The following is a 26,184-nucleotide window of genomic DNA, read 5'->3' on the forward strand; positions in this document are numbered from 1 at the left end:
CCCACTTCGTCCGCTACTTCGTCACATACCGGTCCATGCGGCGTCGGGCACGGATGCGGCGGATGCGCCGGAGAGTTGACGTAGTGAGCGGTCCGTCCTTGGCCCGGCTCCCGGCGGCGGCCACGATGATCCGGCGCTCGCCCTGTGAGCGCTCCCCCCTTGACCAGCGAAGGAGCCCCCACGGCCATGACCAATGTCGCCGTCGTCTACTACTCGTCCACCGGGAACGTGCACAAGATGGCCGAGGCCGCCGCGGCCGAGGCGGAGAAGGCGGGCGCCGCGGTGCGGCTGCGCCGGGTCGCCGAACTCGCCCCGCAGAGCGCGATCGACCGCAACGAGGCGTGGGCCGCGCACGTCGCCGCCACCCGCGACGTCCCCGAGGCGACGCTGGAGGACCTGGACTGGGCGGACGCCGTCCTCTTCGGCACGCCCACCCGGTTCGGCCTGCCGGCCGCCCAGCTCAAGCAGTTCCTGGACACCACCGGTGGCCTCTGGTTCCAGGGCAAGCTGGTCAACAAGGTGGTGTCGTCCTTCACTTCGTCGAACAACACCCACGCCGGCCAGGAATCCACCATCCTCGCGCTGAACAACACCTTCTACCACTGGGGCGCCGTCATCGTCCCGGCCGGATTCGCGGACCCCGTCCAGTTCGAGCGGGCCAACGGAAACCCTTACGGCGCGAGCAGCGTCACGGACAACGTCCCCGGCAACGTCCACCCGGACAACCTCGCCGCGATCGCCTACCAGACCCGCCGGGTCGTGGAGATCGCCAAGGCTCTCGGCGCCGCGCTGCCGGCCTGAAGGGCGTCCCCGGCGCGGTGAGTTCCCGCCGGACGCCGGTCGGATACCGGTCGGAATTCGGCCGGAAATCCCCTGTCGCCTCCCGTTCACCCTCCCCAGGGCGGACGGGAGGCGTTCGTGTGTTCGCAATTCGAGAAGGGATCCGGGCGCAGGGTCACAGGTGTGGTTGGATGATCCGCGTATTCCGCTTTTGGACGGGAGGTCGGGACGCCGTGACCTGCTGACCTGTCCTGCCGTACGCGTACCCCGGTGCCCAAGAGGAATTGATGTCGCATCACATACCGGAGGCGGGGGTCTGGTGCCTGATCGTGGCACTGGCCGCCGTGGTGGTCCTGCTGGTTCGGCAGCGGACGGTCACCACCGCGCTGCGGGCCCGCGCCGCCGCACTGGAGGAGAACGTCCGGGCGCGTGACGAGGAGGCCGCGCGCCTGGTCGACGTGCGCCTGCCGGCCGTCGCCGACTCGATGGACAGATCGGAGCCCCTGCCCGGTCTGCTCGACGAGCGGCTCACCGGCACCGCGTTCGCCCACAGCCTCCAGGCCGTGATGGAACTCTTCGCGCAGTCCGTGGACAAGGCGCAGGAACGCGCCGACCAGTCCGCCAAGGCCGCGCTCCGCGCTTCCATGCGCGCACTCCAGGGACTGGCGCACGAACAGCAGCAGGCCATCACCGGCATGCAGGAGCGGCACGACGACCCCGCCGTGCTCCGCGACCTGCTGGAGATCGACCACACCAACTCGCAGTTCGGGCGGCGCGCCCAGGCCATCGGCGTGCTCTGCGGCTCGTGGCCCGGACGGCAGCGCGTCGCCTCCCCGCTGACCGACGTCGTCCGCGGCGCCACCTCCCGCATCCGCGACTACCGCCGGGTGCGGGTGCACGGCGACGGGGAACTCGCCGTGGTCAGCCGGGCCGTGGAGCCCGTCGTCCTCGCCGTCGCCGAACTCCTCGACAACGCCGCCCGGCACTCGCAGCCCAACACCACCGTCGAGGTGAGCCTCCAGCCGGTGCACAACGGCGCCTGCGTCCTCATCGACGACGCCGGCGTCGGCATGGACGGCCAGGAGATCGAACGGGCCGTCGACCTGCTCTCCGGCCGCCGCGCGGTGGACGTCTCCCGGCTCGGCGACCCCCCGCAGTTCGGCTTCCCCGTCGTGGGCGTGCTCGCGGCGCGCTACGGCTTCAGCGTCTCCGTCGACACGCGCTCGCCCTACGGCGGCGTACGCGCGGTCGTCTTCCTGCCGACCGCGCTCCTCACCCACCTGGAACTGGACGGACCCGGCACGACGCCGCTCACCGCGCCGCGCGCGACGGGCGGGGGAGCGGCGCGTGACCGCGACCGGGCGCGGGGCGGCCCTGACGGGCCGGCGGCCGGCGCGTCGGCGGCCGGCGGCGACGGATTCGGGGAGCCCGCTCCGGGCCGTACTCCCGCGCCCGGCGCGGGCGGTGACCGCCGGCCGTCCGTCGCGGGTACGCGGGACTCGGGGCAGCCCGTATCCCGACCGTCCGGTACCGAGGGCTCCTCCGGCACCGAGGCCGGCTCCGCACCCTCCCAGGGGCCCACTCCGTCCGCCGGGACCACCGCGGGCGGCCTGCCCAAGCGCCGCCGACGCCGCCCCGCCGGCCCGCCGGCCGGCTCCGCACCCCTGCCCCCCGAGACACCGGCACCCGCCGCCCCCGAGCGCACGGCCGAGGAAACGGCCCGGCGCATGGGCGCGTTCGCCCGCGGCACCCGCTCCGGACGCGCGAACCGCACCCCGGCGGCCGCCGGCGCCCCCACCGAGACCACGGTCCCCACCGAGACCACCGGCCCCTCGGCCACCGACGCCGATTGGTCCGGTGCCGGCCGCCCTGCGGGCGGCGCGGGCTCGATCGCTCCCGAATTCCGTCAGCCTGCCGAGCCCCGTGGCCGGGCCACCGACGCCGGTCGGTCCGATGTCGGCCGCGCTGCCGGCGATGCGGGCTGGACCGCCTCCGCTGATGACCGATCTGCCGAGCTTGGCGGCGGGGTTGCCGACGCCGGCCGCGCTGTCGGCGGTGAGGGCCGGGCGGTCGGCGACTTCGGCCGATCTTTCGCGGGTGGCGGCCGGGTCCCCGACGCGGGTCGGCCCACCGCTGATGCCGACCGGACGGCCGCTGATGCCGGTCAAGCCGGTGCCGGCCGCCCTGCGGGCGACGCGGGCCGGACCGCTCCCGGCTTCGTCCGGCCTGCCGAGCCGGGTGACCGGGCCGCCGACGCCGGTCGGTTCGACGCCGGTCGCACCCTTGGCGACGTCGGCTGGCCCGCCGAGGACGTCGGCCGGAGTGCCTACGGCACCGATCCGTCCGCCCACGGCACCGGCCGGTACGCCGATGCCGTCGACCGGTACCCGGAGACCGGGCACCCCGGATCCGCCGAGCGTGCCCCGCGCGCCGGGGACCGGACGGCGGCTCAGGACCGTACGGCGGCTCAGGACCGTACGGCGGCCCAGGACCGGGCGCGGGCTCAGGACCGGGCACCGGGCCGGGCGCCGCTGCAAGGCCGGGCCCCCGCGTCCGCGCGCCCGGCCGACCAGGGCCCGCAAGCCGGCACCCCGCATCCGTACCCAGGCGGGGCCCAGCAGCCGCACGCCGAGGCCCCCGGACCGTACGCCCCGGACCCGCATGCCGAGGCCCCCCGCCCGTACCCCGGCGTCCCGGCCCCGTACCCCGAGGCCCCCGGCCCGTACCCCGGCGCCCGGGACCCCTACCCCAGCGCCCGGGACCCGTACCCCGCCCCGCCGGAGCGGTCCGGCGCCGACCCCGGTCCGTACCCCCGGCCCCACCCCGCCCCAGGGCCGCGGTCCTCAACCGCCCCCGCCCCCGAGCCCGCAGAAGACGAAGGGAACCCGCACGCGTGAACGACCACCTGAACAACGATCTGGCCTGGATGCTGGACGAGGTCGTGAAGATCCCCGAGGCCCGCCACGCGATCCTGCTCTCCGCCGACGGCATGCTGCGCGCGCACTCCGCGGGCATCGCGCGCGACGAGGCCGAGCGCCAGGCGGCGGCCCTGTCCGGGCTGCAGTCCATCAGCCGTTCCACGGCGGACTTCTGCACCCACCCGGCCCGGCACGAGACGCCCTGGCGGCAGACGCTGATCGAGTTCGCGCACGGCTACGTCTTCCTGATCGCGGCCGGTCCCGGCGCCTACCTCGCGGTCTCCGCCACCGAGAACGTCGACATGGAGGCCGTCACCTACCGCATGCAGAAGACGGTCGACCGGCTCGGCAAGGAACTCGTCAGCCCGCCGCGGCTCGACGCCGGGTGGCAGGGCGGCCCCGGCAGCCCGGCGTGACCCCGGCCGTGCCCCGGCGCGACAAGGGGCTGGTACGGCCGTACGTCGTCACGGAGGGCCGGTCGCACCCGACCCGCAACACCTTCGACCTGGTCACCCTGGTGATGGCGCACGACGACCGGCCGCTCGACGGGCTCAGCCCGGAGAAGTACCGCCTCATGGAGCTCTGCCTCGGCGGCGCCCTGTCCGTCGCCGAGATCGCCGGCTACCTCCAACTGCCCGTCAGCGTCACCAAGGTGCTGCTCAGCGACCTCGTGGACAGCGGCCACCTCAGCACCAGGGCGCCCATCCCCTCGGCACGACTGCCCGAGGCCCAGATCCTCCAGGAGGTGCTCGATGGACTCCGCGCTCGCCTCTGAACGCGGCGTTTCCCCCAGCGGTGTCCCCGACGGCGGTGGCGTCTACCTGCGCGGGACCGTCCGCACCGCGGCCAAGCTGCTCGTCGTCGGCCACTTCGGCGTCGGCAAGACGACGTTCGTCGGCGCGCTGTCCGAGATCCGGCCGCTGCGCACCGAGGAGACGATGACGCAGGCCGGCGCGCACGTGGACGACCTGGCCGGGACCGACGGCAAGACCACCACCACGGTCGCCATGGACTTCGGCCGGCTCACCCTCAGCGACAGCCTCGTCCTCTACCTCTTCGGCGCCCCCGGCCAGCAGCGCTTCACCCGCCTGTGGCTGGACATGATCCAGGGCGCGCTCGGCGCGCTCGTCCTCGCCGACACCCGCCGGCTGGACCACTCCTTCGACGTCATGGGGCTGCTGGAGGAGCACGGCGTGCCGTACGCCGTGGCCGTCAACCACTTCGACGACGCGCCGGTGTTCCCGGAGGAGGAGATCCGCGAGGCCCTCGACCTCCTCCCGGAGACCCCGCTGGTCACCTGCGACGCCCGGGACCGGGTCTCGGCCACCCGCGCTCTGATCACTCTCGTGGACCACCTGCACGCCCGCACCGCCCAGGAGCCCCTGTGACCCGTGTGACCCGTGCGAGTCGGCCCCCGGCCGCCCAGCCGCCGGCCGGCTGCCCCGCGCACCAGGGCGCGGCGCCCCCTCCCGAGGTCACCCCCCTGCACGGCCCGGATTTCGCGGCCGACCCGCACGCCGTCTACCGGCGGCTGCGCCGGTACGGGCCCGTCGCTCCCGTCGAACTCGCGCCGGGCGTCCGGGCCCACCTCGTCACCGACTACCGCGCCGCCCTGGACGTCCTGCGCAGCCCCGAGGCGTTCGCCAAGGACGCCCGCCGCTGGCGCGCCCTGGCGGACGGCCGCGTCGCGCCCGACAATCCCGTCGTGCCGATGATGGCGTACCGGCCCAACTGCCTCTTCACCGACGGCGAGGCGCACCGGCGGCTCCGCCAGGCGGTCACCGACAGCCTGGCGCGCATCGACCCCAACGCCCTGCGCGGCTACGTCGAGCGCAGCGCCGACGTGCTCGTCGACCGGTTCACCACGGCCGGCGAGGCCGACCTGCTCGGCGACTACGCCAAGGTGCTGCCGCTGCTGGTCTTCAACCAGCTCTTCGGCTGCCCGCCCGCGCTCGGCGACCGGCTCGTCGAGGGCATGTCCGGCATCTTCGACGGGGTCGACGCCGAACGCGCCAACGCCCTCATCACCAGCACCCTGACCGAACTGATCGCCCTCAAGCGCCGGCAGCCGGGCGCGGACGTGACGTCCTGGCTGATGGCGCATCCGGCCGGGCTCACCGACGAGGAGATGATCCACCAACTCGTCGTGCTGATGGGCGCGGGCACCGAGCCCCAGCAGAACCTCATCGCGGGCGCCCTGCGGCTGCTGCTCTGCGACGACCGGTTCGCGGGCGACCTGGCCGGCGGCACCATGCCCGTCGACGACGCGCTGGACGAGGTGCTCTGGCTCGACCCGCCGATGGCCAACTACGGCGTCCACTACCCGACGGCCGACCTCGACTTCGCGGGCGTACGGCTGCGCGCCGGCGAACCCGTCGTCGTCAGCTTCGCCGCCGCCAACACGGACCCCGCCCTCCGCCCCGAGCACCACTCCGGGCAGCGCACCGGCAACCGCGCGCACCTCGCCTGGAGCGCCGGCCCGCACCACTGCCCGGCCAAGGACCCGGCCCGGCTGATCGCCTCGGCCGCCGTGGAACGGCTCCTCGACCGGCTGCCGGACATGGAACTGGCCGTACCCGCCGACCGGCTGGTGTGGCGGCCCGGCCCGTTCCACCGGGCCCTGACGGCGCTGCCCGTGCGCTTCCCGCCGCAGCCCGTGCCCGTATCGGCGTCCGGGTCGGCACCGGTGGCCGCGTCGGCGTCCGACGCACCCGGGCCGCGGACCGGACCCGCGGGCGCCTTCGGGCACCCCGGCGGCGAGCCCGCCCGTACAGCCCCGTACGCCTCCCCGACCACTCCCGTTCCCGCTCGCACCCCCGCTCCCACCCCCGAGACTTTTGGAGACCGCAGATGGAACGTCCCACCTGCCCCGTCACGATCGACCCCGCCGGCCGGGACATCCACGGCGAGGCCGCCCGCATCCGGGCCCACGGACCGGCGGTCCCCGTGGAGCTCCCTGGGGGCGTGGTGGCGTGGGCGGTGACCTCCCAGGCCCTGCTCAAGCGGCTCCTCACCGACCCCCGCGTCTCCAAGGACCCGCGGCAGCACTGGCCGACCTGGATCAACGGTGAGGTCTCCCCGGAGTGGCCGCTCTACACCTGGGTCGCGGTGCAGAACATGTTCACCGCCTACGGCCCCGACCACCGCCGCCTCCGCTCCCTGGTCGCCAAGGCGTTCACCGCCCGCCGCACCGCCGCCCTGCGCCCCCGCGTCGAGAAGATCACCGCCGAGCTGCTGGACGGCCTGGCCGCCGCCGGGCCCGGCACGGTCGTCGACCTCCGCGAGCGCTACGCCTACCCGCTGCCCATCCGGGTCATCTGCGAACTGATGGGCATCGAGGACGAGGACGCCCGCGAGGGCCTGCGCCGCTGCGTCGACTCGATCTTCCACACCTCCGCCGACCCCGCCGAGGTCACCGCCACCTACACCGAGATCTACCGGCTGCTCGGCGAGCTCGTCGCCGCCAAGCGCGAGAAGCCCGGCGACGACATGACCAGCGTCCTCATCTCGGCCCGCGACGACGAGGACGGCACCCGGCTCAGCGAGCAGGAGCTGGTCGACACCCTGCTGCTGGTGATCAGCGCGGGCCACGAGACCACCGTCAACCTCCTCGACAACGCCATCCACCTGCTGCTCACCCACCCCGAGCAGCTCGCCCTCGTCCGCTCCGGACAGGCCGGCTGGGACGACGTCGTCGAGGAGGCGCTGCGCGTCGAGGCGCCCGTCGCCAACCTCCCGCTCCGCTACGCCGTCGAGGACATCACGCTCGACGACGGGACCGTCCTCCGGGAGGGCGACGCCATCGTCGCGGCGTACGCGGCGGCGGGCCGCGACCCGGAGCTGTACGGCGAGGGGGCCGCCGAGTTCGACGTGCGGCGCGCCACCAAGGACCACCTCTCCTTCGGCCACGGCGCCCACTTCTGCCTCGGCGCCCCGCTGGCCCGGCTGGAGGCGACCGTGGCGCTGCCGGCCCTCTTCGCCCGCTTCCCGGAGCTGCGCCTCGCGCCGGAGGCGGGCGGCGGGGAAGGCGGCGGGGAAGGCGGCGGGGAAGACGGTGGGGAGGCCGGTGACGGGAAGGCCGGCGGCCTGGAGCCGGTGGACTCCTTCATCTCCAACGGACACCGTTCCCTCCCGGCCCTCCTCCACGGCTGACCGTCCGTCGTCCCCGTCCTCCCCGGGCTCCTCGGGCGCTCTCCGGCCCTCGCCCCAACCCCGCCCACCCGCCACCAGCCCGAACACGGACCGGGCGGGTGGCGGGTGGGCGAGCCGGGGACCGAACGCTTACGATCCTCTGCGTGTCCAAATTGACCGACCTGCCGAAACGGATCCTGATCGGGCGGGCGCTGCGCAGCGACAAGCTGGGAGAGACCCTCCTCCCCAAGCGCATCGCCCTCCCCGTCTTCGCGTCCGACCCTCTCTCCTCTGTGGCGTACGCGCCGGGCGAGGTCCTGCTCGTCCTCTCCGTGGCAGGTGTGTCGGCCTACCACTACAGCCCATGGATCGCCGTCGCGGTCGTCGTGCTGATGTTCACGGTGGTCGCCTCGTACCGCCAGAACGTCCACGCCTACCCGAGCGGCGGCGGCGACTACGAGGTCGCCACCACCAACCTGGGCCCGAAGGCCGGACTCACCGTCGCCAGCGCCCTCCTCGTCGACTACGTCCTCACGGTCGCCGTCTCCATCGCCTCCGGCATCGAGAACCTCGGCTCCGCCATCCCGTTCGTCGTCGAGCACAAGACCGCCTGCGCCATCGCCGTGATCGTGCTGCTGACCCTGATGAACCTGAGAGGCGTCAAGGAGTCCGGCAAGCTCTTCGCGATCCCCACCTACGTCTTCGTCGGCGGCGTCTTCCTGCTGATCGCCTGGGGCGTCGTCCGCGGCGTGTTCATGGGCGACACCATGCGGGCGCCCACCGCCGACTACACCATCAACGCCGAGCACCAGGGCCTGGCCGGCTTCGCGCTGGTCTTCTTGCTGCTGCGCGCCTTCTCCTCCGGCTGCGCCGCGCTCACCGGCGTCGAGGCGATCAGCAACGGCGTGCCCGCCTTCCGCAAGCCGAAGTCGAAGAACGCCGCCACCACGCTCGCGCTCATGGGCGGCCTGGCCGTCACCATGTTCTGCGGCATCATCGCGCTGGCCATGGCCACGCACGTGCGCATGGCCGAGAACCCGGCGAGCGACCTCCTCAAGGACGGCAAGCCGCTCGGCGAGGGCTACACCCAGAACCCGGTGATCTCGCAGGTCGCCGAGGCGGTCTTCGGCCACGGCTCGTTCCTCTTCGTCGTGCTGGCCGCCGCCACCGCGCTGGTGCTGTTCCTGGCCGCGAACACCGCCTACAACGGCTTCCCGCTGCTCGGCTCGATCCTCGCCCAGGACCGCTACCTGCCGCGCCAGCTGCACACCCGCGGCGACCGGCTGGCGTTCTCCAACGGCATCGTGCTCCTCGCGGGCGCCGCCATCGTCCTCACCTACATCTACGGCGCCGACTCGACGAAGCTGATCCAGCTGTACATCGTCGGCGTCTTCGTCTCCTTCACCCTGAGCCAGATCGGCATGGTCCGGCACTGGAACCGGCACCTGGAGACCGAGACCGACCCCGGCAAGCGCCGCCACATGGTCCGCTCCCGGGCGATCAACACCTTCGGCGGCTTCCTGACCGGCCTGGTGCTGGTCGTCGTGCTGCTGACCAAGTTCACCCACGGCGCCTGGGTCGCGCTGCTCGGCATGGTGATCTTCTACGCGACGATGACCGCCATCCGCCGCCACTACGACCGGGTCGCCGACGAGATCGCGCTCGAGGACGAGCCCGGCGAGGCGGCCGTCCGGCCGTCGCGGGTGCACTCCATCGTGCTGGTCTCCAAGGTCCACAAGCCGACCCTGCGGGCCCTGGCCTACGCCAAGCTGATGCGCTCGGACACCCTGGAGGCGCTGAGCATCAGCGTCGACCCGGCCGAGACCAAGGCGCTGCGCGAGGAGTGGCACGAGCGGGGCGTCGACGTCCCGCTGAAGATCCTCGACTCGCCGTACCGCGAGATCACCCGGCCGGTGATCGACTACGTGAAGTCGCTCCGCAAGGAGAGCCCGCGCGACGTGGTCAGCGTCTACATCCCCGAGTACGTGGTCGGCCACTGGTACGAGCACCTGCTCCACAACCAGAGCGCCCTGCGGCTCAAGGGCCGGCTGCTCTTCACCCCGGGCGTGATGGTCACCTCGGTGCCCTGGCAGCTGGACTCCTCCGAGGCCGCCCGCCGCCGCGCCCGCAAGCGCGCCGAGTGGAACGCGCCCGGCTCGGTCCGGCGCGGCCCGGTCGCCCCGCCGCAGAAGAAGGAAAAGGCCGCGGCGAAGAAGTAGCCGGGGACGGGGGTGGTGCGGCGGGACGTAGACTGAACGGCTGTTGCCCCGCCGCACCACCTTTTCGCCGACTCGACCCAGGAGCTCTTCCCCCATGCAGACGGAACCGACGAAGTCGCTGGTCGGCGAGGAGTACGAGGTCGAGGTCGGCCCGGTCGCCCACGGCGGCCACTGCGTCGCCCGGACGGAGACGGGCCGCGTCCTGTTCGTCCGCCACACCCTCCCCGGTGAGCGCGTGATCGCCCGGATCACCGAGGGCGAGGAGACCTCCCGCTTCCTGCGCGCGGACGCCGTCGAGGTCCTGGAGCCGTCGAAGGACCGCGTCCCGGCCCCCTGCCCCTTCTCCGGCCCGGGCAAGTGCGGCGGCTGCGACTGGCAGCACGTCAAGCCGGGCGCCCAGCGCCGCCTCAAGGGCGAGGTCATCGCCGAACAGCTCCGGCGCCTCGCGGGCCTGACGCCCGAGGAGGCCGGCTGGGACGGCACGGTGGCGCCAGCCGAGGGCGACAAGGTCCCCGCCGGCCAGGTCCCCGCCTGGCGCACCCGCGTCCAGTACGCGATCGACGCCGAGGGCCACGCCGGCCTCCGCAAGCACCGCTCGCACGACGTCCAGCCCATCGACCACTGCCTGATCGCGGCCCCGGGCGTGAGCGAGCTGGGCATCGAGAAGCGCGAGTGGCCGCAGATCGCCTCGGTCGACGCCATCGCCGCCTCCGGCTCCGCGGACCGCCAGGTCGTCCTCACCCCGAAGCCGGGCGGCCGCCTCCCGATCGTCGAACTCGACAAGCCGGTCTCGGTGCTGCGCGTGGGGGAGAAGGACCAGCGCATCCACCGCGTCCACGGCCGCCCCTTCGTCCGCGAACGCGCGGACGGCCGCACCTACCGCGTCGGCGAGGGCGGCTTCTGGCAGGTCCACCCCCAGGCCGCCGACACCCTCGTCAAGGCCGTCATGCAGGGCCTCATGCCGCGCAAGGGCGACATGGCCCTGGACCTCTACTGCGGCGTCGGCCTCTTCGCCGGCGCCCTCGCCGAGCGCGTCGGCGACAAGGGCGCCGTCCTCGGCATCGAATCCTCCAAGCGCGCCGTCGAGGACGCCCGCCACAACCTCCAGGACCTCGACCGCGTCCGCATCGAACAGGGCAAGGTGGAGGACGTCCTCCCGCGCACCCGCATCGACAGCGCCGACATCATCGTCCTCGACCCCCCGCGCGCCGGCGCCGGCCGCGCCACGGTCCGCCACCTGGCCGGCCTGGGCGCCCGCCGCATCGCCTACGTCGCCTGCGACCCGGCCGCCCTCGCCCGCGACCTGAAGTACTTCGAGGAGGAGGGCTACCGGCCGGCGATGCTGCGGGCGTTCGACCTGTTCCCGGTGACGCACCATGTGGAGTGCGTGGCGATCCTGAAGCGGGTGGGGTAGGGGCGCTGGCGGCTGGCGCACGCCCTCAGGGGCCGGGTGCCGGGTGCGCGCGTGAGCCGTTCGTCCAGGCGGTGTCGAACTGCTGCAGGGCAATGGAGTACAGGAGTCCGGGGGCCTGGACGTACAGGCACGGTGAGTTCCTGCCGTGAGCGGAGCTGCTGTAGAAGGTGAGGTAGGCGGCCCGGTCCGTCGCGATCACGCGGCAGGTGTGAGGCAGGTCGAAGCTGCGGAGTTCGACGTGGCGGAGGCCGCGGGTCACTTGAGCCACATATTCCGTGTTCGTCCGGATCTGGCTTCTGAGCAGACCAGGGGAGTAGCCGGGGTCGAACCGGCACAGGTCTCGGGATCGCCGGTCGAGCCAGGAGTCACCTCGGGTGTCTGGGTCGGGCAGGAGTACCCGGACGAATTCCGGGGCCAGTTCGCCCGACCAGAGAGGGGTGAAGGCCTCGCGGGTGAGCAGGTTTCCGCGCCCCGCCAGGACCTTGACCCAGCGGGCCCGGCGCAGGTCGTGAGTGATGTCCTGTTCGGCGGACGACTGACGGCGGTACACGCGGCCGAGCCCTGTGCCGGTCCACCGGGAGCAGACGGACACCACCCACCACAGGGGGCGTGAGCCGCGGAGGAGACCGACGACGAGCAGGGTCGCGCTGGCTGCCAGGGAACTGAGGATCCCTAGAAGGAAAGCGGTCATGCGAGTCATCTCCCTGGGAGCGGGCGGTGCACGTTTACGGACTCGCGTCAGCAGAGGTGGGTGAGCAACTGCGCCAGGACGTGCGCGGCGTTCCTGGCGGCCAGGTCGTGGTAAGCGTGGCCCTTGTTCTCGTCGGCGTTGTCGGACACGCCGCGGATAACGACCCAGCCGGGATTGCTCTCGCCCGAAACGGAGTTCTCCTGCCAGTACTGGCTGAGTCCGCCGGCTTCCATGTCCACCGCCAAGACTTTCTCGTGGTAGGTCTTGAGGTAACGTCGGACCTCAGCATCGCCGTCGGCGATGACGGCTTCGCCAGAGCCGATCACCCCCGGGTGGACCTCGAACACCTCGGCGGCGTGTGTGGCCAGTCGGCCGTGTATGCGCGCCGGGTTTCCATGTTCGGTGAAGAAGGCGTTCACGGCGTGAACGACTGCTGCCGGAGCCTGCCGGTGCTCGCCACGACGGCGGACGTCGCCGTGCGGATTGATCTTGCGGTTCTCGTAATAGACGATGTCGGTGGATACGATGACGTTGCCGACGCGGGCGTACTCGTCATGGATACCGCCGCCCACGCCGACCAGAACCCAGAACCGGGGATTGTAATGGCGGCGGAGATTGCCCAGCGCGGCCATCGCCGAACGCTGCCCCTGGCTCTGACTCTGGGTGGCCACCACTCGGAGGGGAGAAGGCGAAGCGATGTGTTCGCCTTCGTAGAAGTAAAGCCCACCGGGCTTTTTGTGCCGTTCAAGCCTCAACTCGTCTTTCACTGCGCGCAGTTCTTCGCTGAGTATGGTGACCACTCCGACATCCCACTGCGCGGTCGTCTCGCTGTTGGACGCTTCGGATAGGGCGGTTGGCGTGCTGGAGGAGAAGGCGGGTACCGAGACGCGGGCATGGTCCCCGATGGCGTTGTTGTTGAAATTGTTGTTGTCGCCGTGGCTGATGATGCCTCGATTGTCGATCACTGATTTCCTCCGCTACTAGGGTTGCTGGAGTTGGTCGACTGGTTGACGGTCATGCCGGCTTGGGCCGTCTCTCCGATGGCGTTGCTGCTGAAGGTGTTGTTGTCACCGAAATTGAAAATGCCGCTGTTGATGATTTTGAGTGCGCGGTCGTCGAAGGCGGAGGTATCCACCCCTCGTGCGGAGAGAAAGTCGCCGGCGGCCCTGAGCAGCCGTTCCTCTATCGTCTTCATCCGGCCGAGGATGTCGCTCTTCTCGAGCTGGACCTTGGCTCATGCCTGAGACGATTCCTCGCGTATGCTCACCCGGCTGCCGATCAAGACGTTGCGGATCGGGCTTGTGGTGAGGTCGCGTGGGAGCACCGCGGCCTTGACCAAGGCGTAGAAGTAACGGAGGACCCGCCATGAGCGCTGGATCTCCAGGGGGAGGGCGGACAGCTCGCGGAATGCCGCCCACATGACGGCCGCGGCTCCGTGATGGCCGATTTCCTCCGTCCGTTGGAATGACCGCGGCGTGTGGGCGAGAACGCAAGCCGCGGTGGAGATGATCAATGTGCGTCCGCGGAGGCTCACGTGCAACAGAACGGTCGCCACGAACTCCGATCCCTCGACGGGCGTGGTCACTTCGAGGAAGTGGTGCTGCCTGGTCCCCGGCGTGTTGATGACGGCGCGAAGGCCGGCCTCGTCGAATCCCTGGGGGAGGAGGGACCGGTCGATCGCCACGTCGGTCTCCGCCACGTAGACGCGGTCGCGCACCTGTGTGGGAAGCCGGACGTCCAGGCTGTCGGTGTTCAACAGGCTTACCGCATGGCGTAGGTGATCGACCAGTTCGTGCGCCTGGAACGGGGGTACGGCATGCTCTCGTTCGTGGAGCGGCTCCTTGTCGTCGCCGGGGCGCAGTAACTGGATGTTCATCGGCGGATTCCACTGGTAGACGAGTTCCCCCGCGCCAATGAACGGCGACTCGTCCCCGAAGAGGGTGAACATAGTGAGATCGTCCTCGTCCTCACCTTCGTCCTCGCTGTGACGAGGGCGGCGATAGACGGCACATACGTGGCGCTGCTGTGCGTCCGCCGCCCGTTGCCTACCGGACAGGCGCGCGGGGCGGAGGGTCGGCGCTCGCCGAATGTGATTGAGCATCAGCTGACGCGTGGCCCCGACGCAGAGGCAGACGATCACGATGCCCGTGGCTATGTGGAGAGCGGTCACGGCTCGGTCCGGATGGACGAGGGCGACGATCAGGCCGGTCAGGGTCAAGGAGAACGCGGTGACGCCGATGCGTCTGAGTGCGCGCTGCTTGTCCGGATCGGTCCGGCGGGAAAGCGGCCAGAAGGGGGCCTGGGGATCCGGCGCCGACCTCGGGCCGCGGCGTTTGCGCTTGCGGCGGGGCCTTGGCGTACAGTCCGCGTCGCGGATCATCAGAGTGCGACGCAGCAGCCACAACAGGGCGAGGCCGCAAACGACGAGGATGGTGACCGGCGCGGCACCCGTGCAGGCCGGCACGACCATCGAAGCCATCAGTGTCATGCGGAGGAGTGCGGTCAGAGCGGCGGCTCGCCAGGCGTGGCGCATGACGGGAACGATGTCGAACCCGTACGACGGAGCCACCCTGCGGTGCGGCTTGGTGCACACCTCATTGATTACGAGGTCGCGGAACCACTCGTCGACGTAGACCCCCGAGCATAAGTGACGGGTGGCCGCGGTCGGCTCGCCGGTCGCTTCCTTGGCCGGCGGTGCGGATGGTGCAAGCGGTGCTGGTGGCGCATGGGACGTGGTCATGACCTTGCCCTCGCCTCGTAGCGTTATGGTCCGTGAGACCATAAGTCCCGGGGGTGTTCGAGTCAATATGACCTTTAGGGGCTGTGGTGGATGACTGGCTGAAGGACTCCGCTGATGTCGAGGCGTCGTGGGTGACTGTGGACTTGGCCATCTTCACCCTCAGGGACGGTGGGTTGCGGGTACTCCTGATCGAGCGCGGAGTGGAGCCCTTCCTCGGGTGGCCGGCCCTACCCGGCGGCTACGTTCAGAAGACGGAGACCCTGCGGCAGGGTGCGTTGCGTGAACTGCGGGAGGAGGCCGGGATCGACGGCAGTCGGCTCCACCTGGAGCAGCTCGGTGCGTATGGGGACCCAGGGCGCGATCCCAGGGGAAGAGTGGTCACCGTCGCCTACCTCGCCCTGGGGCCGGATCTGCCTCTTCCGGTGGGCGGTACCGATGCCACGCACGCCTACTGGGCCCCTGTCCGCCAATCCGACGCACCCACGCCCGACCTGGCGTTCGATCACTCGGTCATTCTCGCGGATGCCTTGGAGGAGATTCGGAGGAAGCTCGAGTACACGGCTGTCGCCACGGTCTTCTGCGGGGAGTCGTTCACTCTCAGCGAGTTGCGCACGGTATACGAAGTGATCTGGGGGCAGTGCCTGGATCCAAGCAACTTTCGTCGCAAAGTGCTCAAGATCGAGGGGTTCGTGGAGCCCACGGGGGAACGGCGGCTGCCACCGACCGGCCGCCCGGCCGCCCTCTACCGCCGAGGTAGCGCGTGGTTGCTGAGCACGCCGTTGCTGCGCGGTACCGGGCAGTCTGTGTAGTCAGGCACCGATGTGGTCCTGGCGTTCCCCAGGGCGTGAGTTCCGGCTTGACAGTGCTCGTCTGGAGCGTGGGGACCGGATCCGGAGCGTCGTCGCGGAACGGACGGTGGAACAGGGAGGTCGGGCTCTGAGACAGCTGACGGGCCGCCTCCCTGCCCGCCCCCCACGAGAGCCGCGAGGGCGCTTGCCGAGATCGGATCCATGGTCGCGCTCCCCGGGTCGGCTGTGGAGGGGTGCACATTCTGGGGCGTTCGGTGGCGCGTGGGCAGGGGCGTCGGTCGGAGGGTGCGGATTTCGGGGTGCGCGGATTGGGGCGCGCTCAGCCGTTGATCCGTCAGATGCTGCCGCACCTCGTAGAGTTTGCGCGTGGCCGACGATACGTACAACAGCGTGGACGGGCAGGCGCAGCTGGGCGCGGTCGTGCAAGCGCGGGACATCGGTGCGGTGCATCATCATGTGCACGCCGCCCCGCCGCCGCCCCCGGCCGTTCCCTTTCAGCTGCCGCCCGCCGTCGCGCACTTTGAGGACCGGCGGGAGGAGCAGGAGCGCATCCTGCGGGAGCTGGAGGGGCGTTCGGGCGGTGGTGGCGGTCCGTTGGTCGTCGCGCTGACGGGGATCGGCGGGGTGGGGAAGACGGCGCTGGGGTTTCACGTCGCCCGGCGGATCAGTGACCGGTTTCCGGACGGGGTGCTGTACGTCGACCTGGACGATCTGCGGCGGGACGGGGTGGTCGAGGTCGCCGACGCTTTGGGCGAGCTGCTGTCCGGGCTCGGTGTCGCTCCCGCGTGGCTGCACCGGTCGTTCGCCGGGCGTTCGAAGCAGTACTGGACGCTGACGCGGGGCAAGCGTCTTCTCGTGGTGGTCGACAACGCGCGGCTCGGCAACGAGGTCCTGCCACTGCTCCCGTCGTCCGGTGACGGTCTGGTGATCGCGACGAGCCAGGGGAGGTTGCACGATCTCGACGGTGTGGCCGCGCTGGAGGTGCCGATGAGACCGCTGGCGGTCGAGGACGCGGTGCGGTTGCTGCGGCACATCGTCGACGACGCGCGGCTGGCGGAGGAGCCGGACGCCGTCGTCGAGTTGGCCCGCGGGTGCGGCGGGCTGCCGGCGGCGCTGCACGTGGCCGGCCGGTGGATCCGCAGCCACCGGCGGCGGAGCCTGTCCCGGCTGGTCGCGGAGCTCTCGGCGGAGTTGCACGAGAAGGGCATCCCGATGGTCGAGGCGGTGTGGGACGCGGCGTACGCGGGGCTCGGGCCGGAGGCGGCACGGCTGTACCGGCTGCTGCCGGAGTTTCCCGCTCCGGTCGTCACGGTTCCGGCCGCCGCGGCCCTGCTGGGCGAGGACGTGCCGCCGGCCGAGGACGCGCTGGACGAACTCGAGGGCGCCGGGCTCCTGGAGAGCCGGCCCGAAGGCCCGCGGATCCACGACCTGCTGCGCGGGCACGCCGAACGCCGTTCCCGCGAGGAGGACCCCGCCGGGGGCGGCCGGCAGGGCGCCCGGGAACGGCTCGTCCGCTGGTACCGGCGTCAGGCGAGCCGTGCCGACCTGCTGGCGGCGGGCCCGCGCATGACGTTCGCCGAACCTGGTCCGGACCTACCCGGCGTCCCCGATGTCGAGTTCGGCGGGAAGGCGGAGGCGCTGCGGTGGCTGGAGTCCCAGCGGCTCGCCCTGTACGGCTGTGTCCGGATCGCCTACGAGTGCGGCATGGACGAGGACGCGTGGGCCTTGTGTGAGCCGCTGTGGACACATTTCCTCGACCATCCGCACTACGCGGACATCACCGACGCCTTCGGCCGCGGGCTGGCCGCCGCACAGCGTCTCGAACACCTGCCGGCGACGATCCGCATGCGCTGCCAACTCGCCCGGCCACTATGGGAGCAGGAGCGGTACGAGGAGGCCGCCGAACAGTTGCGGCACGCGGTGAGCGCCGCCGGGGCCCTCGGCGAATCGGAGAAGGAGCGGAAACTCAAGGCGTCCGTGGTGGAGTTCCGCGGCAAGCTGGCGTCCGTCCAGGGCGACTGGGCGTCCGCCGTCGCCGACTTCGAGAGCGCCAGGAGGCAGCACGAGGCGATCGGGAACGCGTACGGCGTGCTGCTCCAGACACACCTCCTCGGGTGCGCCGCCCTCGGCGCGGGTGAGTACGGGCGGGCTGTCGAACTGCTCACGGACGCGCACCGCATGGCCGTCGAGCAGGACCGTGTGCGGATGACGGCGCGCACCGGTTTCGAACTCGGCCGGGCCCTGCGCCGCGCCGGGCGCCCGGCGGAGGCGGTCGCGCTGGTCCGGGCCGCCTTGGACAACGCCAGGGAACGCGGGGCCACCAGTGACGAAGCGCGCGTCCTGGAAGAGCTCGCCCGGCTCGCCGACGAGATGGGGGAGACGGAGGCGGCCGAAGGTCACCGGGCGGCGGCGCGGCTGCTGGCCGAGCGGTGTGGCGGCCTGCCGGGTGCCGACGGCGGTGCGTAAACCGCGGCACACAGATCACCCCGCGTAGATCACGCCGCATAGGCCACCGCCCGTACCTCACAGCTCGTCGTCGAGGTTCGCGTCGTCGGCCGGCTCCAGAACCGCCCGAACGGAGAACGGGCCGACGTCGCACAGCAGCGTGACCGGAGCCGTCCGTTCCGGCCGACTGCCCAGCCACGAGTGGACCGCCGACACCACCGCCGCCGGATCCGCGCGCATGACGCGTCCGTCCGCCCGGTGCGGCTCGACGCGGAGGCGGAACGTTCCCGCCGTGCGGTGCCGCAGCAGGCACCGTTCCGGCGTGAGGATCGCGGCCGCGGTGCCGCAGTACGGCAACTCGTCCAGCATCCGGGCCGTCCAGCCGCCCGCCGTCCACGTGCTGGTGTGCGGGGTGCCGGCGGCGGGCCGGGAGCGGCGCCACAGCACCGCCGCGCTCTGCGTCTCGCGCGGTCCGGCGTACGGGGATTCGGCGGCCAAGTGGTGGGCGGGGAGAGAGGTGTCGGCGGGGAAGCGCTCGACGGCGACCCGGCGGCCGGTCACCCGGGTTCGTACCGCATAGGCCGCCGGGCCGTTCGGCGCCGCCGCCCTCCTCGGGGCCGGCAGCGGGCGCGGCCGTACCGGCACCGCCCGCGGTCGGAGGTCCAGCAGCCGGTACAACTCGTCGCGGAGTCGCGGAAGCGACTCGCCCGGCAGGTCGAACGCGGCGTGGGCGCACTTGCGGACGTCCTGTGCCGACGCCGCCCGCAGGGCTTCCGCCAGGCCGGCGGGGTCCGTCAGCCGAGGGGCCCGTTCGAGCAGCGCGGCCATCGGGGTGCCCGGTATGAGTTCGTCCCCGCCGTCGTAGGCGCCGACGACGGGACGGCCGAGGGCGGCGGCGTAGAGCGCCGTGGAGCCGTGATCGGTGACCACGGCGTCGCAGGCGATCAGCAGCGCGGCCCACTCCTCGTACGGCCCGGCCATGACCGTCCCCGCGCGCAGGGCGGGCGCCAGGTGCCGCGTGAGGTCGTACGAACCCAGCCGGCTGTGTTCGTTGGGGTGCAGGACGAGCGCGAGTTGGTACGTGTCGTGGGGGAGGACGCGCGTGAGCGCGGCGGGCAGCTCCGGCCGTCGCGCCAGCAGCGACTCGGGGCCCCAGGTGGAGGTGAGGACGACGAGGCGGCGTTCCCCGGTGCCCAGGGCGGCGCGGAAGTCGTCGCGGCGGGGGAGTGAGGCGAGGAGGCGGTCGAGCGTCGGGTCGCCGACGACCGTGGCCCGCGCGGCGGCAGACGGGCAGTGAGCGGCGAGGCGGTCGAGCTGGTCGCCGTGCGCGAGCGCGTGGAGGGCGGCCCAGGGCTTGCCGTCGACGAGCAGGTAGTGGGGGTCGAGGCCGGACGGGAGGGACGGCGAACCCTCGCCCGGCAGGGCCTTGTTGAAGCCGGCGCCGTGCGGGAGCAGCACGCGCGGTCCCGGCAGGACGCGGATCGCGCCCTTGGGGCTCGCCGTCAGGACCAGGCCGTGGGTGCGTGAGCGGGCTTCGTCCCAGGTGAGGAGCCGGGCGTCGGAGCGGTCGAGGGCGGCGAGGGCGTCCACGTCGAAGTCCGAACCGGGGACGAGGGTGAAGCGGCTGACGACGCGCTCATCGCCGTCGAAGACCGGCAGGACGTCGAGGAGCCGGTGCAGTGCGCCGGCCGAGCGCACGGCGAACAGTACACGCGCCTCCGGCTTCCGCTGCCCGCTGCCCGCTGCCCGCTGCCCGCTGCCCGCTGCCCGCTGCCCGCTGCCCGCTGCCCGCTGCCCGCTGCCCGCTGCCAAAGTTTGTCATCGTACTCGGTGCCCCAGAAAGGAACAAATCGCCCATATCGCCGTCAGGGGGCTTGTGGAGGGTCCGGTACGCATGCCCGCGATCGTACTGGTGGACGGACGGGCGCCCCTCAGCTCCCCGCGCCGACGTATCGGCTGCCGCGCGCGGGGAGCTGTCGGGGAGCCACCGGGGAGTCATCGGACAGGCGACCGCCGGGCGGCCAGCGCTCGCCCGGCGGTGCGGAAACGGTTCTTTTACCTCGTCTCTTGTCTCGCTACCTCGCGTAGTGCGACGGGTCTCGCCGGGGCGGCCCGCAGGGTGGTGAACCCGAAGTGGTGACAGGTGCTGGTGAGGCGTCGCGGAGCCGACGCAGGAACAGCCGGAGGCGGGTGAGTGGGCGGACGGGGCGGCGTTGCGGTGCTCGTCCTGGCTCCGGCGCGGTGAGGGTCACGGGCGGTACGGGGTCGAGGAACAGGGCTTCCGTGGCGAACTCCGGCCGTTCATGCCACGTGGTGAACGGTTCACGTGACGGATCCGGCGCATCGGATCGGCTGGGCGAATCCATACCGGCATCAGCACCCACGCCAGCGCGGGAAGCGGAACGGAGATCCCTGGAATCCTCCGAACCCCCCGAACTCCCGGAACCTCCGGAAACGGAAGGGGATTCTGTGACAGGTGAGTCGACGGAAGACGAACGGAACTGATCGCGGTACGCCTGGGCGCGCAAATAGGCGCCCACGGCCCGCGCGGGGTCGAGCGGCATGACGTCTCTGCTCTCTTGCTCTCTTGCCGATGGTCGAGGGACGCGACGGCGCCGCCGCACGGCGGGGCGGCGCGGGTCTCCTCAGCAGCGCAGGACGGCGTTGCGCGCGTGTCGTGCGGAGAGCGAGGGTGTGGGGTCGTGCGGGACGGCGGCAGGGCGGTCCGGTGTGACGACGGAGGGCGCGGCGAGGGCGGCCTGCCCGGCGCGCTGTCGGCGCTGTACGCCGACGACCGCGTCCTCCCGGGTGACGGCGTCCACCACGCGGTCGTCGGAAGCGCTGAACTCCGTTGAGATGGAACGCTCTTCCCGCCCACGGTCACCCACGGCCAGGGCGGGGTCGCCACCGGACAGCACCAGCAGCAGGGAGGCCAGCACGGCGGTCACGGCCTGCAGAACAGGCCGTGTGTGCGCAGGACTCCACCGAGGCATGCACGCATAGTAATCGCGCAACTACTCTATGCGCATTCCCTCTATCGGGTGAGGGCTCCGTGGCGTCAGGTGTGCTCCATGGCCAACACGATGACCGTGCCGGGCTCCAGGGCCTGGCAGATGTGCGGGGCGTCGCCCGGATAGCTGATGTAGTCGCCGGGTCCGAGCTCCAGCGGCTCGTCGCTGGGGCCGATCAGCGCCCTCCCTGACGCGACCACGGCGTGCTCCGTCGTCCCGGGGGCATGGGAGTCCGACGCCTTGAGGGCGCCCGGTTCCACCTGGAGCACGTAGAGGTCGCGACGGGCGTGAGGCGGGCACGAGGCCAGGAGGGTCGCGGTGTAATCCGCGTGCTCCGACGGGACGGCGGCGCCCTCGCCGAGGCGGAGCACCGTCACCCGGGGCCGGGGCGGATCGACCAGTCTGCTGAACGGAACGTCCAGGGCCACGCTGAGCGCCCACAGCGTCTCCACGCTCGGGTTGCCCGTGCCCGACTCCAGTTGCGACAGCGTGGACTTGGCGATGCCGGCCCGCTTGGCCAGCTCCGACAGCGACAAGCCGACGTGGTCGCGTTCCGTCCGGATCGAGGCGGCGATGCGGGCGAGCGGCGGGCGGGCGGCTCGCGCCGGCCGTCCCTCCGGCGTCCGCTCGCCACCGTGTTCGCTATAGCGGTCCACTTGTTCTCCTTGACGAACGAAGCATGAGCGTTCATTCTATCGATCATGCGTTCGTCATGGAGAACACTCGATCGTGCCGTGCTGCGGAACATCGGGGCGGTGACGGCGGCGATGGGCGTGGTCGGCGCGTCCTTCGGCGCCATCGCCGTCTCCGCCGGTCAGCCCGCCTGGGTACCGGTGATCATGTCCCTGGCGGTGTTCGCCGGCGGGGCGCAGTTCGCCACGCTCGACATCGTGCTGGGCGGCGGCGGGGCCGTCGCCGCGGTGGCCGCCGGACTCCTGCTCAACGCGCGCCTGCTCGTCTATGGCCTGACGGTCGCCGACGTCCTGGCGTTGCGCCGGCCCGCCCGCCTGCTCGGCAGCCACCTGTTGGCCGACCAGGCGGTCGCGTTCGCCGGCGCCGAACGCGACCCCGTACGGCGCCGGGCCGCCTACTTCGTCTGCGGTGGCGCCCTGTTCGTCACCTGGAACGTGGGCACCCTCCTCGGCGCCCTGGCCGGACGAGCGGTGGGCGACGCGCACGCCCTGGGGCTCGACGCCGCCGAGCCCATGGTCCTGCTGGCCCTGGTACTCCCCGCGCTGCGGGAAACCGGTCCGCGCCGGGCCGCGTTGGCGGGAGCCGCCGTGGCGCTGGCCGTCGTGCCCTTCCTGCCGAACGGAGTACCGGTGCTGCTGGCCCTCCTGGGGCTGCCGGCGGCGCTGTGGGGGGTGCCGGCAGCGGGCCGGAACGCGACGCCCGTCCGGAGCGCGGCACCCGCACGGGCCGTCCCGCAGCCCCAACGGCCCCCAGAGAACCCAGGAAATCCAGGGAGCCCACAGGCACCGCACGTCCCGCACGTCCAGATATCCACCGACCCGTCGGCAGGCGACCTCTCATGACGATCCTCTGGACCATCCTGGCCCTCGCCCTCGGCACCTACCTCCTCCGCCTCTGCGGCCCCCTCCTGCACAACCGGTTCGAGCCGTCCGGGCGCGTCCGCGTGGCGCTGTCGGCCTCCGCGGCCGTCCTGCTCTGTGCCATGGCGGCCGTGTCGGCGCTGACGGCCGGTCATGGCTTCGCGGGCTGGGCGCGTCCCGCCGGTGTCCTCGTCGGCGCCGTGCTGGCGCTCCGGAAGGTCTCGTTCCTGATCGCGGTGGTGGCAGCGGCGGCCACGACCGCGGCGCTCCGGTTGCTCGGGGTGAGTTGAGGGGTGGCAGACCTCCGGTGGGGCCCACGGGACGGGGGCCCTCGTCGACCGGCGAGGCGCCACGCGTGTCATTGGGCCGAATGGAGGCTCGCTTTTCCCTAGAATCGCCGGATGTACATAACGAGCGCGTTCCCCGGAGGGGTGATCCGGTGAACAGGTCAGAGGCCACCGACGAGCAGTGGGAGGGGCTGGCCGAGGTCGTGCCCTTGCGCGGTCATCACACCTGGCCGTCCTGGTCCAACCACCGGTCGCTCCCCGAGGAGGAGCCGGAGACGGAACCGAACCAGCGGAGGCTCGTGGTCCTCCGGGTGCAGATCTTCGCGGACGCCCGCGAGGTGGCGGAGCACCTGATCAACGGCACGCCGGTGCTTCTCGACCTCACCAGCGCGGACACGGACGTCGCCAAACGCATCCTCGACTTCTCCAGCGGCGTCGTGTTCGGGCTTGGCAGCGGCATGCACCGCGTCGACACCAATGTCTTCCTGCTGGCGCCCGAGGGTACCGAGGTCGCCTCGACGTACTCCGATCGTAGGAAGAACGACAGGCTGAAACGGTTTGGCTGATCCACCGCGCCATACGGTCCGGGCATGTCCGTCGCATCCCACGGCCCGGTCGCGGAGACGCGTGACGCGCGCGGCGCCGGGCCCGCCGCCGCGCAGCGGCCCCGGCGTCCCGTCGTCACCGAACTGCGGCTCTCCGCCTTCAAGTCGCACCGCAACGCCACCTTCGCGCTGGGCCCGCTGACCCTGTTCCGGGGTGCCAGCGGGAGCGGGAAGTCCAGCGTGCTCCAGGCGTACGAGGTGCTGGCCCGGCTGGCGGGAGGTGACGGGCTGGCGGAGGCCCTGGCGCCGGTGGCGGGCGGGGCTCCGGCCTGCGTTCCGCACCGGGCCCGCCCGGACGCGCAGGGGAGGCGAGGGTTCCGGATCGGCTGCACGGTCGACGGGCCCGTCGGCCCGGTCCACCTGGATCTGGCCGTCCAGGCCGAACCGGAGGTCCGAGTGGTCGGTGAGCGGTTGACGGGCGCCGGGCGGACGCTGTTGACCACGGCGCTGCGCGACCCCGGGCTGCCGACGGTGGAGGCGGCGTGGCACACCGCCGGCGCGGTCCCGGTCACCCGGGCGCCCCTGCCGGACGACCGGCTTGGCACCTCGCTGCTGCCGCTGCGGGTGGCGGGGAAGACGGCGGGGCAGCGGCTGGTGCTCGACGCGGCGGAGCAGACCGTCGTCGCCCTGCGTTCCGTCTTCCCCTGTGATCCCCGGCCCGAGTTGATGCGGATGCCCGTCGCCGCGCGGGACGGCCGGCTCCGGAGCGCCTGTGACAACGTTGCCGCCGTGCTGGGCCGTACCGCGAGCGAGTGCTCGATCCGGCACGCGGCCCTGGTGAAGGCGGCGGACGCGGGCTGCCGCGGCCGGGTGGCGGGGGTGGAGGCGCGGAGGCTGGACGGCGGCTTCGTCCGGGCCGTCCTGGAGCGGGGTGCGGAGGCCGCGACCGCGCTGGAACGGCTCGGGGACGGTGAACTGCGGTACCTGGCCCTGTGCTTGGTGTTGCTGACGGGGCCGGAGGTGCTCGCGGTGGAGCCGGCCGCCGAGGTGCTGTCCGCCCTGCAGACGCTCACCGTGCTGGCGGACGGTTTGGACCGGTGCCTCGATCCTTGCCAGTCACGGGAGTTGATGGAACTCGCGGCGCGCATGTGCGAGCGGGGGCACATCAGGCTGGTGGGAACGGTGGGGCGGGAGATGGCAGAGGTGGCGTCGGGGCTGCCGGGGGTCTCGATGGTAGACCTGGAGGCATGACCGAGCACCACGGGTCCGACCGGGACCTCGACGCCCTGCGGCGCCGGCTGGCGGACTTCGCCGCCGCGCGCGACTGGCAGCCCTTCCACACCCCCAAGAACCTCGCGGCGGCGCTCAGCGTCGAGGCGTCCGAACTTCTGGAGATCTTCCAGTGGCTGACGCCCGAGGAGTCCACGCGCGTGATGGCCGACGCGGGCACGGCGGAGCGGGTGAAGGACGAGGTCGCGGACGTGCTCGCCTATCTCTTGCAGTTCTGCGACGTGTTGGGGCTCGACGTCCTGGCCGCGCTCTCCGACAAGATCGAAAGGAACGAGCGGCGGTTTCCGGTAGCGGGGGCGCGGTCGAACGACCGTCAGGGTTCGCCGGATCGTCACTCTCCGGAGTGATTGAGTTGTCCACAGCGGATTTGGTATCCACAGATTTCTGAATTCCCCTGGCTTTTCCGGCGGTTAGTCATCACTCTGGGTAGTGAGAGCGCACAGGCGGAAACTGGGGGACCGGCAATGGACGCACTGCGGTTGATCGAGGCCACCCGGCTCGCCCTGGCCGAAGCCAGGACGATGCAGGACATCGTCGCCGAGGCATGGCAGACCCAAGCCTTGGCCCAGGCTGTGGGTGGTCACCTGGCCGCGCACGGCCCCTTCGAGGCGCGGGCCGCGGCGTGCGGGCTGAGCGAGGCCGGCGGCCGGGCCTCCGGAGCGCTGCGGCAGGTCGCCCTGCGCTCCGGAGGCTTACGCGCGGCGCGGCTCTCGGCCGTCCGCGACCCCTGGGGGGTGTTGACGGGCCTCGCCGCGCTCCTCGGTGACGTGGGTATCGCCCTGGTCGGCGTGGCCTGTGCCTGCGAGGAGGACGGCCTCTACTGGCAGTGCATCGAGGCGATAGACGCGGCCGACGAGACCGGGGACCGGGTGGGCGGGCTGCTGAGACGGCTCGCCCTGCGGGAGAGAGGGGGTGCCGCGTGAGGTACGGCGTGGGATGTCGGCCGGGGCGCGGCCGGGGGTACGGTGCGCGACGCCGGCGGTCAGCCGTCGGCGGTGTCCTCGCGGGAGGGCGCGGGCCTCGCGGTCGAGGACTGCAGGTCGGCGTCGAGACGCGACAGATCGGCGTTCAGCGCCGCCATCAGCTCCTCCATCTGTTGCAGCAGTCCCTTGGGTGGGTCCTGGCGTGGGGAAGCGGCCTGTTGGGGCACCGCCTCGGCGGGCACGGCTTCCTGGTGCATACGGCCTCCTCGGCCCTGGGCTCCTCCCGGGCGGAGGAGCGGTGTCGCGGTCGTCGCCTCCGGCGGGGAAAACCGGTGCGCGGGCCGGGCGGTCCGGCTCCGCCGAAGCCAACGATCACCGTCCGGGCCGGACACTGGCCGGTGCCGGGACGGTCGGTGAGAGTGGGTGAG

The 26,184-nt window shown here is 72.2% G+C and carries 25 protein-coding genes; 17 read left to right on the forward strand and 8 right to left on the reverse strand.

Going from position 1 to position 26,184, the window contains the following annotated elements; translation table 11 throughout:
* Nucleotides 1-186: 186 nt before the first annotated feature.
* The 9 genes from wrbA (at nt 187) to J7W19_RS24680 (ending at nt 11,462) form a co-directional block, all read left to right on the forward strand.
* A complete protein-coding gene (gene wrbA, locus J7W19_RS24640; RefSeq protein ID WP_004948176.1) occupies nt 187-801 on the forward strand; it encodes an NAD(P)H:quinone oxidoreductase in 615 nt (204 codons plus the stop codon).
* Nucleotides 802-1,067: 266 nt separating this feature from the next.
* A complete protein-coding gene (locus tag J7W19_RS33855; RefSeq protein ID WP_004948172.1) occupies nt 1,068-3,677 on the forward strand; it encodes an ATP-binding protein in 2,610 nt (869 codons plus the stop codon).
* The gene (locus J7W19_RS24650) at nt 3,674-4,114 is read left to right on the forward strand and encodes a roadblock/LC7 domain-containing protein (RefSeq protein ID WP_004948169.1); all 441 of its coding nucleotides are present in this window, start codon (nt 3,674-3,676) and stop codon (nt 4,112-4,114) included. Before J7W19_RS33855 ends, J7W19_RS24650 begins: the two co-directional genes overlap by 4 nt.
* Nucleotides 4,111-4,473 carry a DUF742 domain-containing protein gene (locus J7W19_RS24655; RefSeq protein ID WP_004948167.1) on the forward strand — a complete coding sequence of 121 codons (363 nt, stop codon included), beginning with the start codon at nt 4,111-4,113 and terminating at the stop codon, nt 4,471-4,473. The genes J7W19_RS24650 and J7W19_RS24655 overlap by 4 nt, the downstream gene beginning before the upstream one ends.
* Nucleotides 4,451-5,086 (forward strand): GTP-binding protein, encoded by a 636-nt coding sequence (locus J7W19_RS24660; protein WP_004948164.1) that lies wholly within the window; start codon nt 4,451-4,453, stop codon nt 5,084-5,086. The genes J7W19_RS24655 and J7W19_RS24660 overlap by 23 nt, the downstream gene beginning before the upstream one ends.
* Nucleotides 5,083-6,681: a cytochrome P450 gene (locus J7W19_RS24665; protein ID WP_004948161.1), complete on the forward strand. Its 1,599-nt coding sequence runs from the start codon at nt 5,083-5,085 to the stop codon at nt 6,679-6,681. The genes J7W19_RS24660 and J7W19_RS24665 overlap by 4 nt, the downstream gene beginning before the upstream one ends.
* On the forward strand, nt 6,678-7,850 hold the full coding sequence (locus tag J7W19_RS24670; protein WP_233478167.1) for a cytochrome P450 family protein: 1,173 nt from the start codon (nt 6,678-6,680) through the stop codon (nt 7,848-7,850). The genes J7W19_RS24665 and J7W19_RS24670 overlap by 4 nt, the downstream gene beginning before the upstream one ends.
* Nucleotides 7,851-7,993: 143 nt before the next feature.
* Nucleotides 7,994-10,048: an APC family permease gene (locus tag J7W19_RS24675; protein ID WP_004948155.1), complete on the forward strand. Its 2,055-nt coding sequence runs from the start codon at nt 7,994-7,996 to the stop codon at nt 10,046-10,048.
* A gap of 94 nt (nt 10,049-10,142) precedes the next feature.
* Nucleotides 10,143-11,462, forward strand: coding sequence for a class I SAM-dependent RNA methyltransferase (locus J7W19_RS24680; protein WP_004948152.1), 1,320 nt, complete (start codon nt 10,143-10,145; stop codon nt 11,460-11,462).
* Nucleotides 11,463-11,487: 25 nt separating this feature from the next.
* Here J7W19_RS24680 and J7W19_RS24685 read toward each other — a convergent pair whose 3' ends face one another.
* The 4 genes from J7W19_RS24685 to J7W19_RS24695 are packed head-to-tail and all read right to left on the reverse strand — an operon-like array spanning nt 11,488 to nt 14,893.
* A complete protein-coding gene (locus tag J7W19_RS24685; RefSeq protein WP_004948150.1) occupies nt 11,488-12,153 on the reverse strand; it encodes a hypothetical protein in 666 nt (221 codons plus the stop codon).
* Nucleotides 12,154-12,200: 47 nt separating this feature from the next.
* The gene (locus J7W19_RS24690) at nt 12,201-13,118 is read right to left on the reverse strand and encodes a 5'-methylthioadenosine/S-adenosylhomocysteine nucleosidase family protein (protein ID WP_040890797.1); all 918 of its coding nucleotides are present in this window, start codon (nt 13,116-13,118) and stop codon (nt 12,201-12,203) included.
* Nucleotides 13,115-13,348: a hypothetical protein gene (locus J7W19_RS33155; protein WP_233478168.1), complete on the reverse strand. Its 234-nt coding sequence runs from the start codon at nt 13,346-13,348 to the stop codon at nt 13,115-13,117. The genes J7W19_RS24690 and J7W19_RS33155 overlap by 4 nt, the downstream gene beginning before the upstream one ends.
* A gap of 39 nt (nt 13,349-13,387) precedes the next feature.
* The gene (locus J7W19_RS24695) at nt 13,388-14,893 is read right to left on the reverse strand and encodes a hypothetical protein (RefSeq protein WP_233478169.1); all 1,506 of its coding nucleotides are present in this window, start codon (nt 14,891-14,893) and stop codon (nt 13,388-13,390) included.
* Nucleotides 14,894-14,979: 86 nt separating this feature from the next.
* Between J7W19_RS24695 and J7W19_RS24700 the strand changes: the two genes are divergently transcribed.
* Both J7W19_RS24700 and J7W19_RS24705 read left to right on the forward strand, forming a co-directional pair.
* Nucleotides 14,980-15,702, forward strand: coding sequence for an NUDIX hydrolase (locus J7W19_RS24700; RefSeq protein WP_040890807.1), 723 nt, complete (start codon nt 14,980-14,982; stop codon nt 15,700-15,702).
* Nucleotides 15,703-16,068: 366 nt separating this feature from the next.
* Nucleotides 16,069-18,168 (forward strand): NB-ARC domain-containing protein, encoded by a 2,100-nt coding sequence (locus J7W19_RS24705; protein ID WP_004948133.1) that lies wholly within the window; start codon nt 16,069-16,071, stop codon nt 18,166-18,168.
* A gap of 57 nt (nt 18,169-18,225) precedes the next feature.
* Here J7W19_RS24705 and J7W19_RS24710 read toward each other — a convergent pair whose 3' ends face one another.
* The 3 genes from J7W19_RS24710 to J7W19_RS24720 form a co-directional block, all read right to left on the reverse strand.
* Nucleotides 18,226-19,845, reverse strand: a complete 1,620-nt coding sequence (locus J7W19_RS24710) for a glycosyltransferase family protein (RefSeq protein WP_004948130.1) — start codon at nt 19,843-19,845, stop codon at nt 18,226-18,228.
* A gap of 947 nt (nt 19,846-20,792) precedes the next feature.
* Complete coding sequence (locus J7W19_RS24715) at nt 20,793-21,095, reverse strand: hypothetical protein (RefSeq protein ID WP_004948127.1); 303 nt, start codon at nt 21,093-21,095, stop codon at nt 20,793-20,795.
* Nucleotides 21,096-21,205: 110 nt separating this feature from the next.
* Entirely contained in the window at nt 21,206-21,814 is a 609-nt protein-coding gene (locus J7W19_RS24720) for a helix-turn-helix domain-containing protein (protein WP_004948125.1), read from the reverse strand.
* Between the two features lie 78 nt (nt 21,815-21,892).
* Between J7W19_RS24720 and J7W19_RS24725 the strand changes: the two genes are divergently transcribed.
* From J7W19_RS24725 to J7W19_RS24750, 6 genes are all read left to right on the forward strand, one after another.
* Nucleotides 21,893-22,693 (forward strand): AzlC family ABC transporter permease, encoded by an 801-nt coding sequence (locus J7W19_RS24725; RefSeq protein WP_004948122.1) that lies wholly within the window; start codon nt 21,893-21,895, stop codon nt 22,691-22,693.
* On the forward strand, nt 22,690-23,001 hold the full coding sequence (locus tag J7W19_RS24730) for an AzlD domain-containing protein (RefSeq protein WP_004948120.1): 312 nt from the start codon (nt 22,690-22,692) through the stop codon (nt 22,999-23,001). Before J7W19_RS24725 ends, J7W19_RS24730 begins: the two co-directional genes overlap by 4 nt.
* A gap of 149 nt (nt 23,002-23,150) precedes the next feature.
* Nucleotides 23,151-23,564: a cell division protein SepF gene (locus J7W19_RS24735; protein ID WP_004948117.1), complete on the forward strand. Its 414-nt coding sequence runs from the start codon at nt 23,151-23,153 to the stop codon at nt 23,562-23,564.
* 24 nt (nt 23,565-23,588) lie between these two features.
* On the forward strand, nt 23,589-24,794 hold the full coding sequence (locus tag J7W19_RS24740) for an AAA family ATPase (protein WP_004948115.1): 1,206 nt from the start codon (nt 23,589-23,591) through the stop codon (nt 24,792-24,794).
* Nucleotides 24,791-25,180: a nucleotide pyrophosphohydrolase gene (locus J7W19_RS24745; RefSeq protein WP_004948112.1), complete on the forward strand. Its 390-nt coding sequence runs from the start codon at nt 24,791-24,793 to the stop codon at nt 25,178-25,180. Before J7W19_RS24740 ends, J7W19_RS24745 begins: the two co-directional genes overlap by 4 nt.
* 117 nt (nt 25,181-25,297) lie before the next feature.
* Complete coding sequence (locus J7W19_RS24750; protein ID WP_004948109.1) at nt 25,298-25,756, forward strand: DUF6099 family protein; 459 nt, start codon at nt 25,298-25,300, stop codon at nt 25,754-25,756.
* A gap of 59 nt (nt 25,757-25,815) precedes the next feature.
* Here the strand turns inward: J7W19_RS24750 and J7W19_RS24755 are convergent, their stop codons facing one another.
* Complete coding sequence (locus J7W19_RS24755; RefSeq protein ID WP_004948106.1) at nt 25,816-26,013, reverse strand: hypothetical protein; 198 nt, start codon at nt 26,011-26,013, stop codon at nt 25,816-25,818.
* Between the last annotated feature and the right edge of the window lie 171 nt (nt 26,014-26,184).

This window comes from Streptomyces mobaraensis NBRC 13819 = DSM 40847 (genome assembly GCF_017916255.1).
Classification (GTDB): Bacteria; Actinomycetota; Actinomycetes; order Streptomycetales; family Streptomycetaceae; genus Streptomyces; species Streptomyces mobaraensis.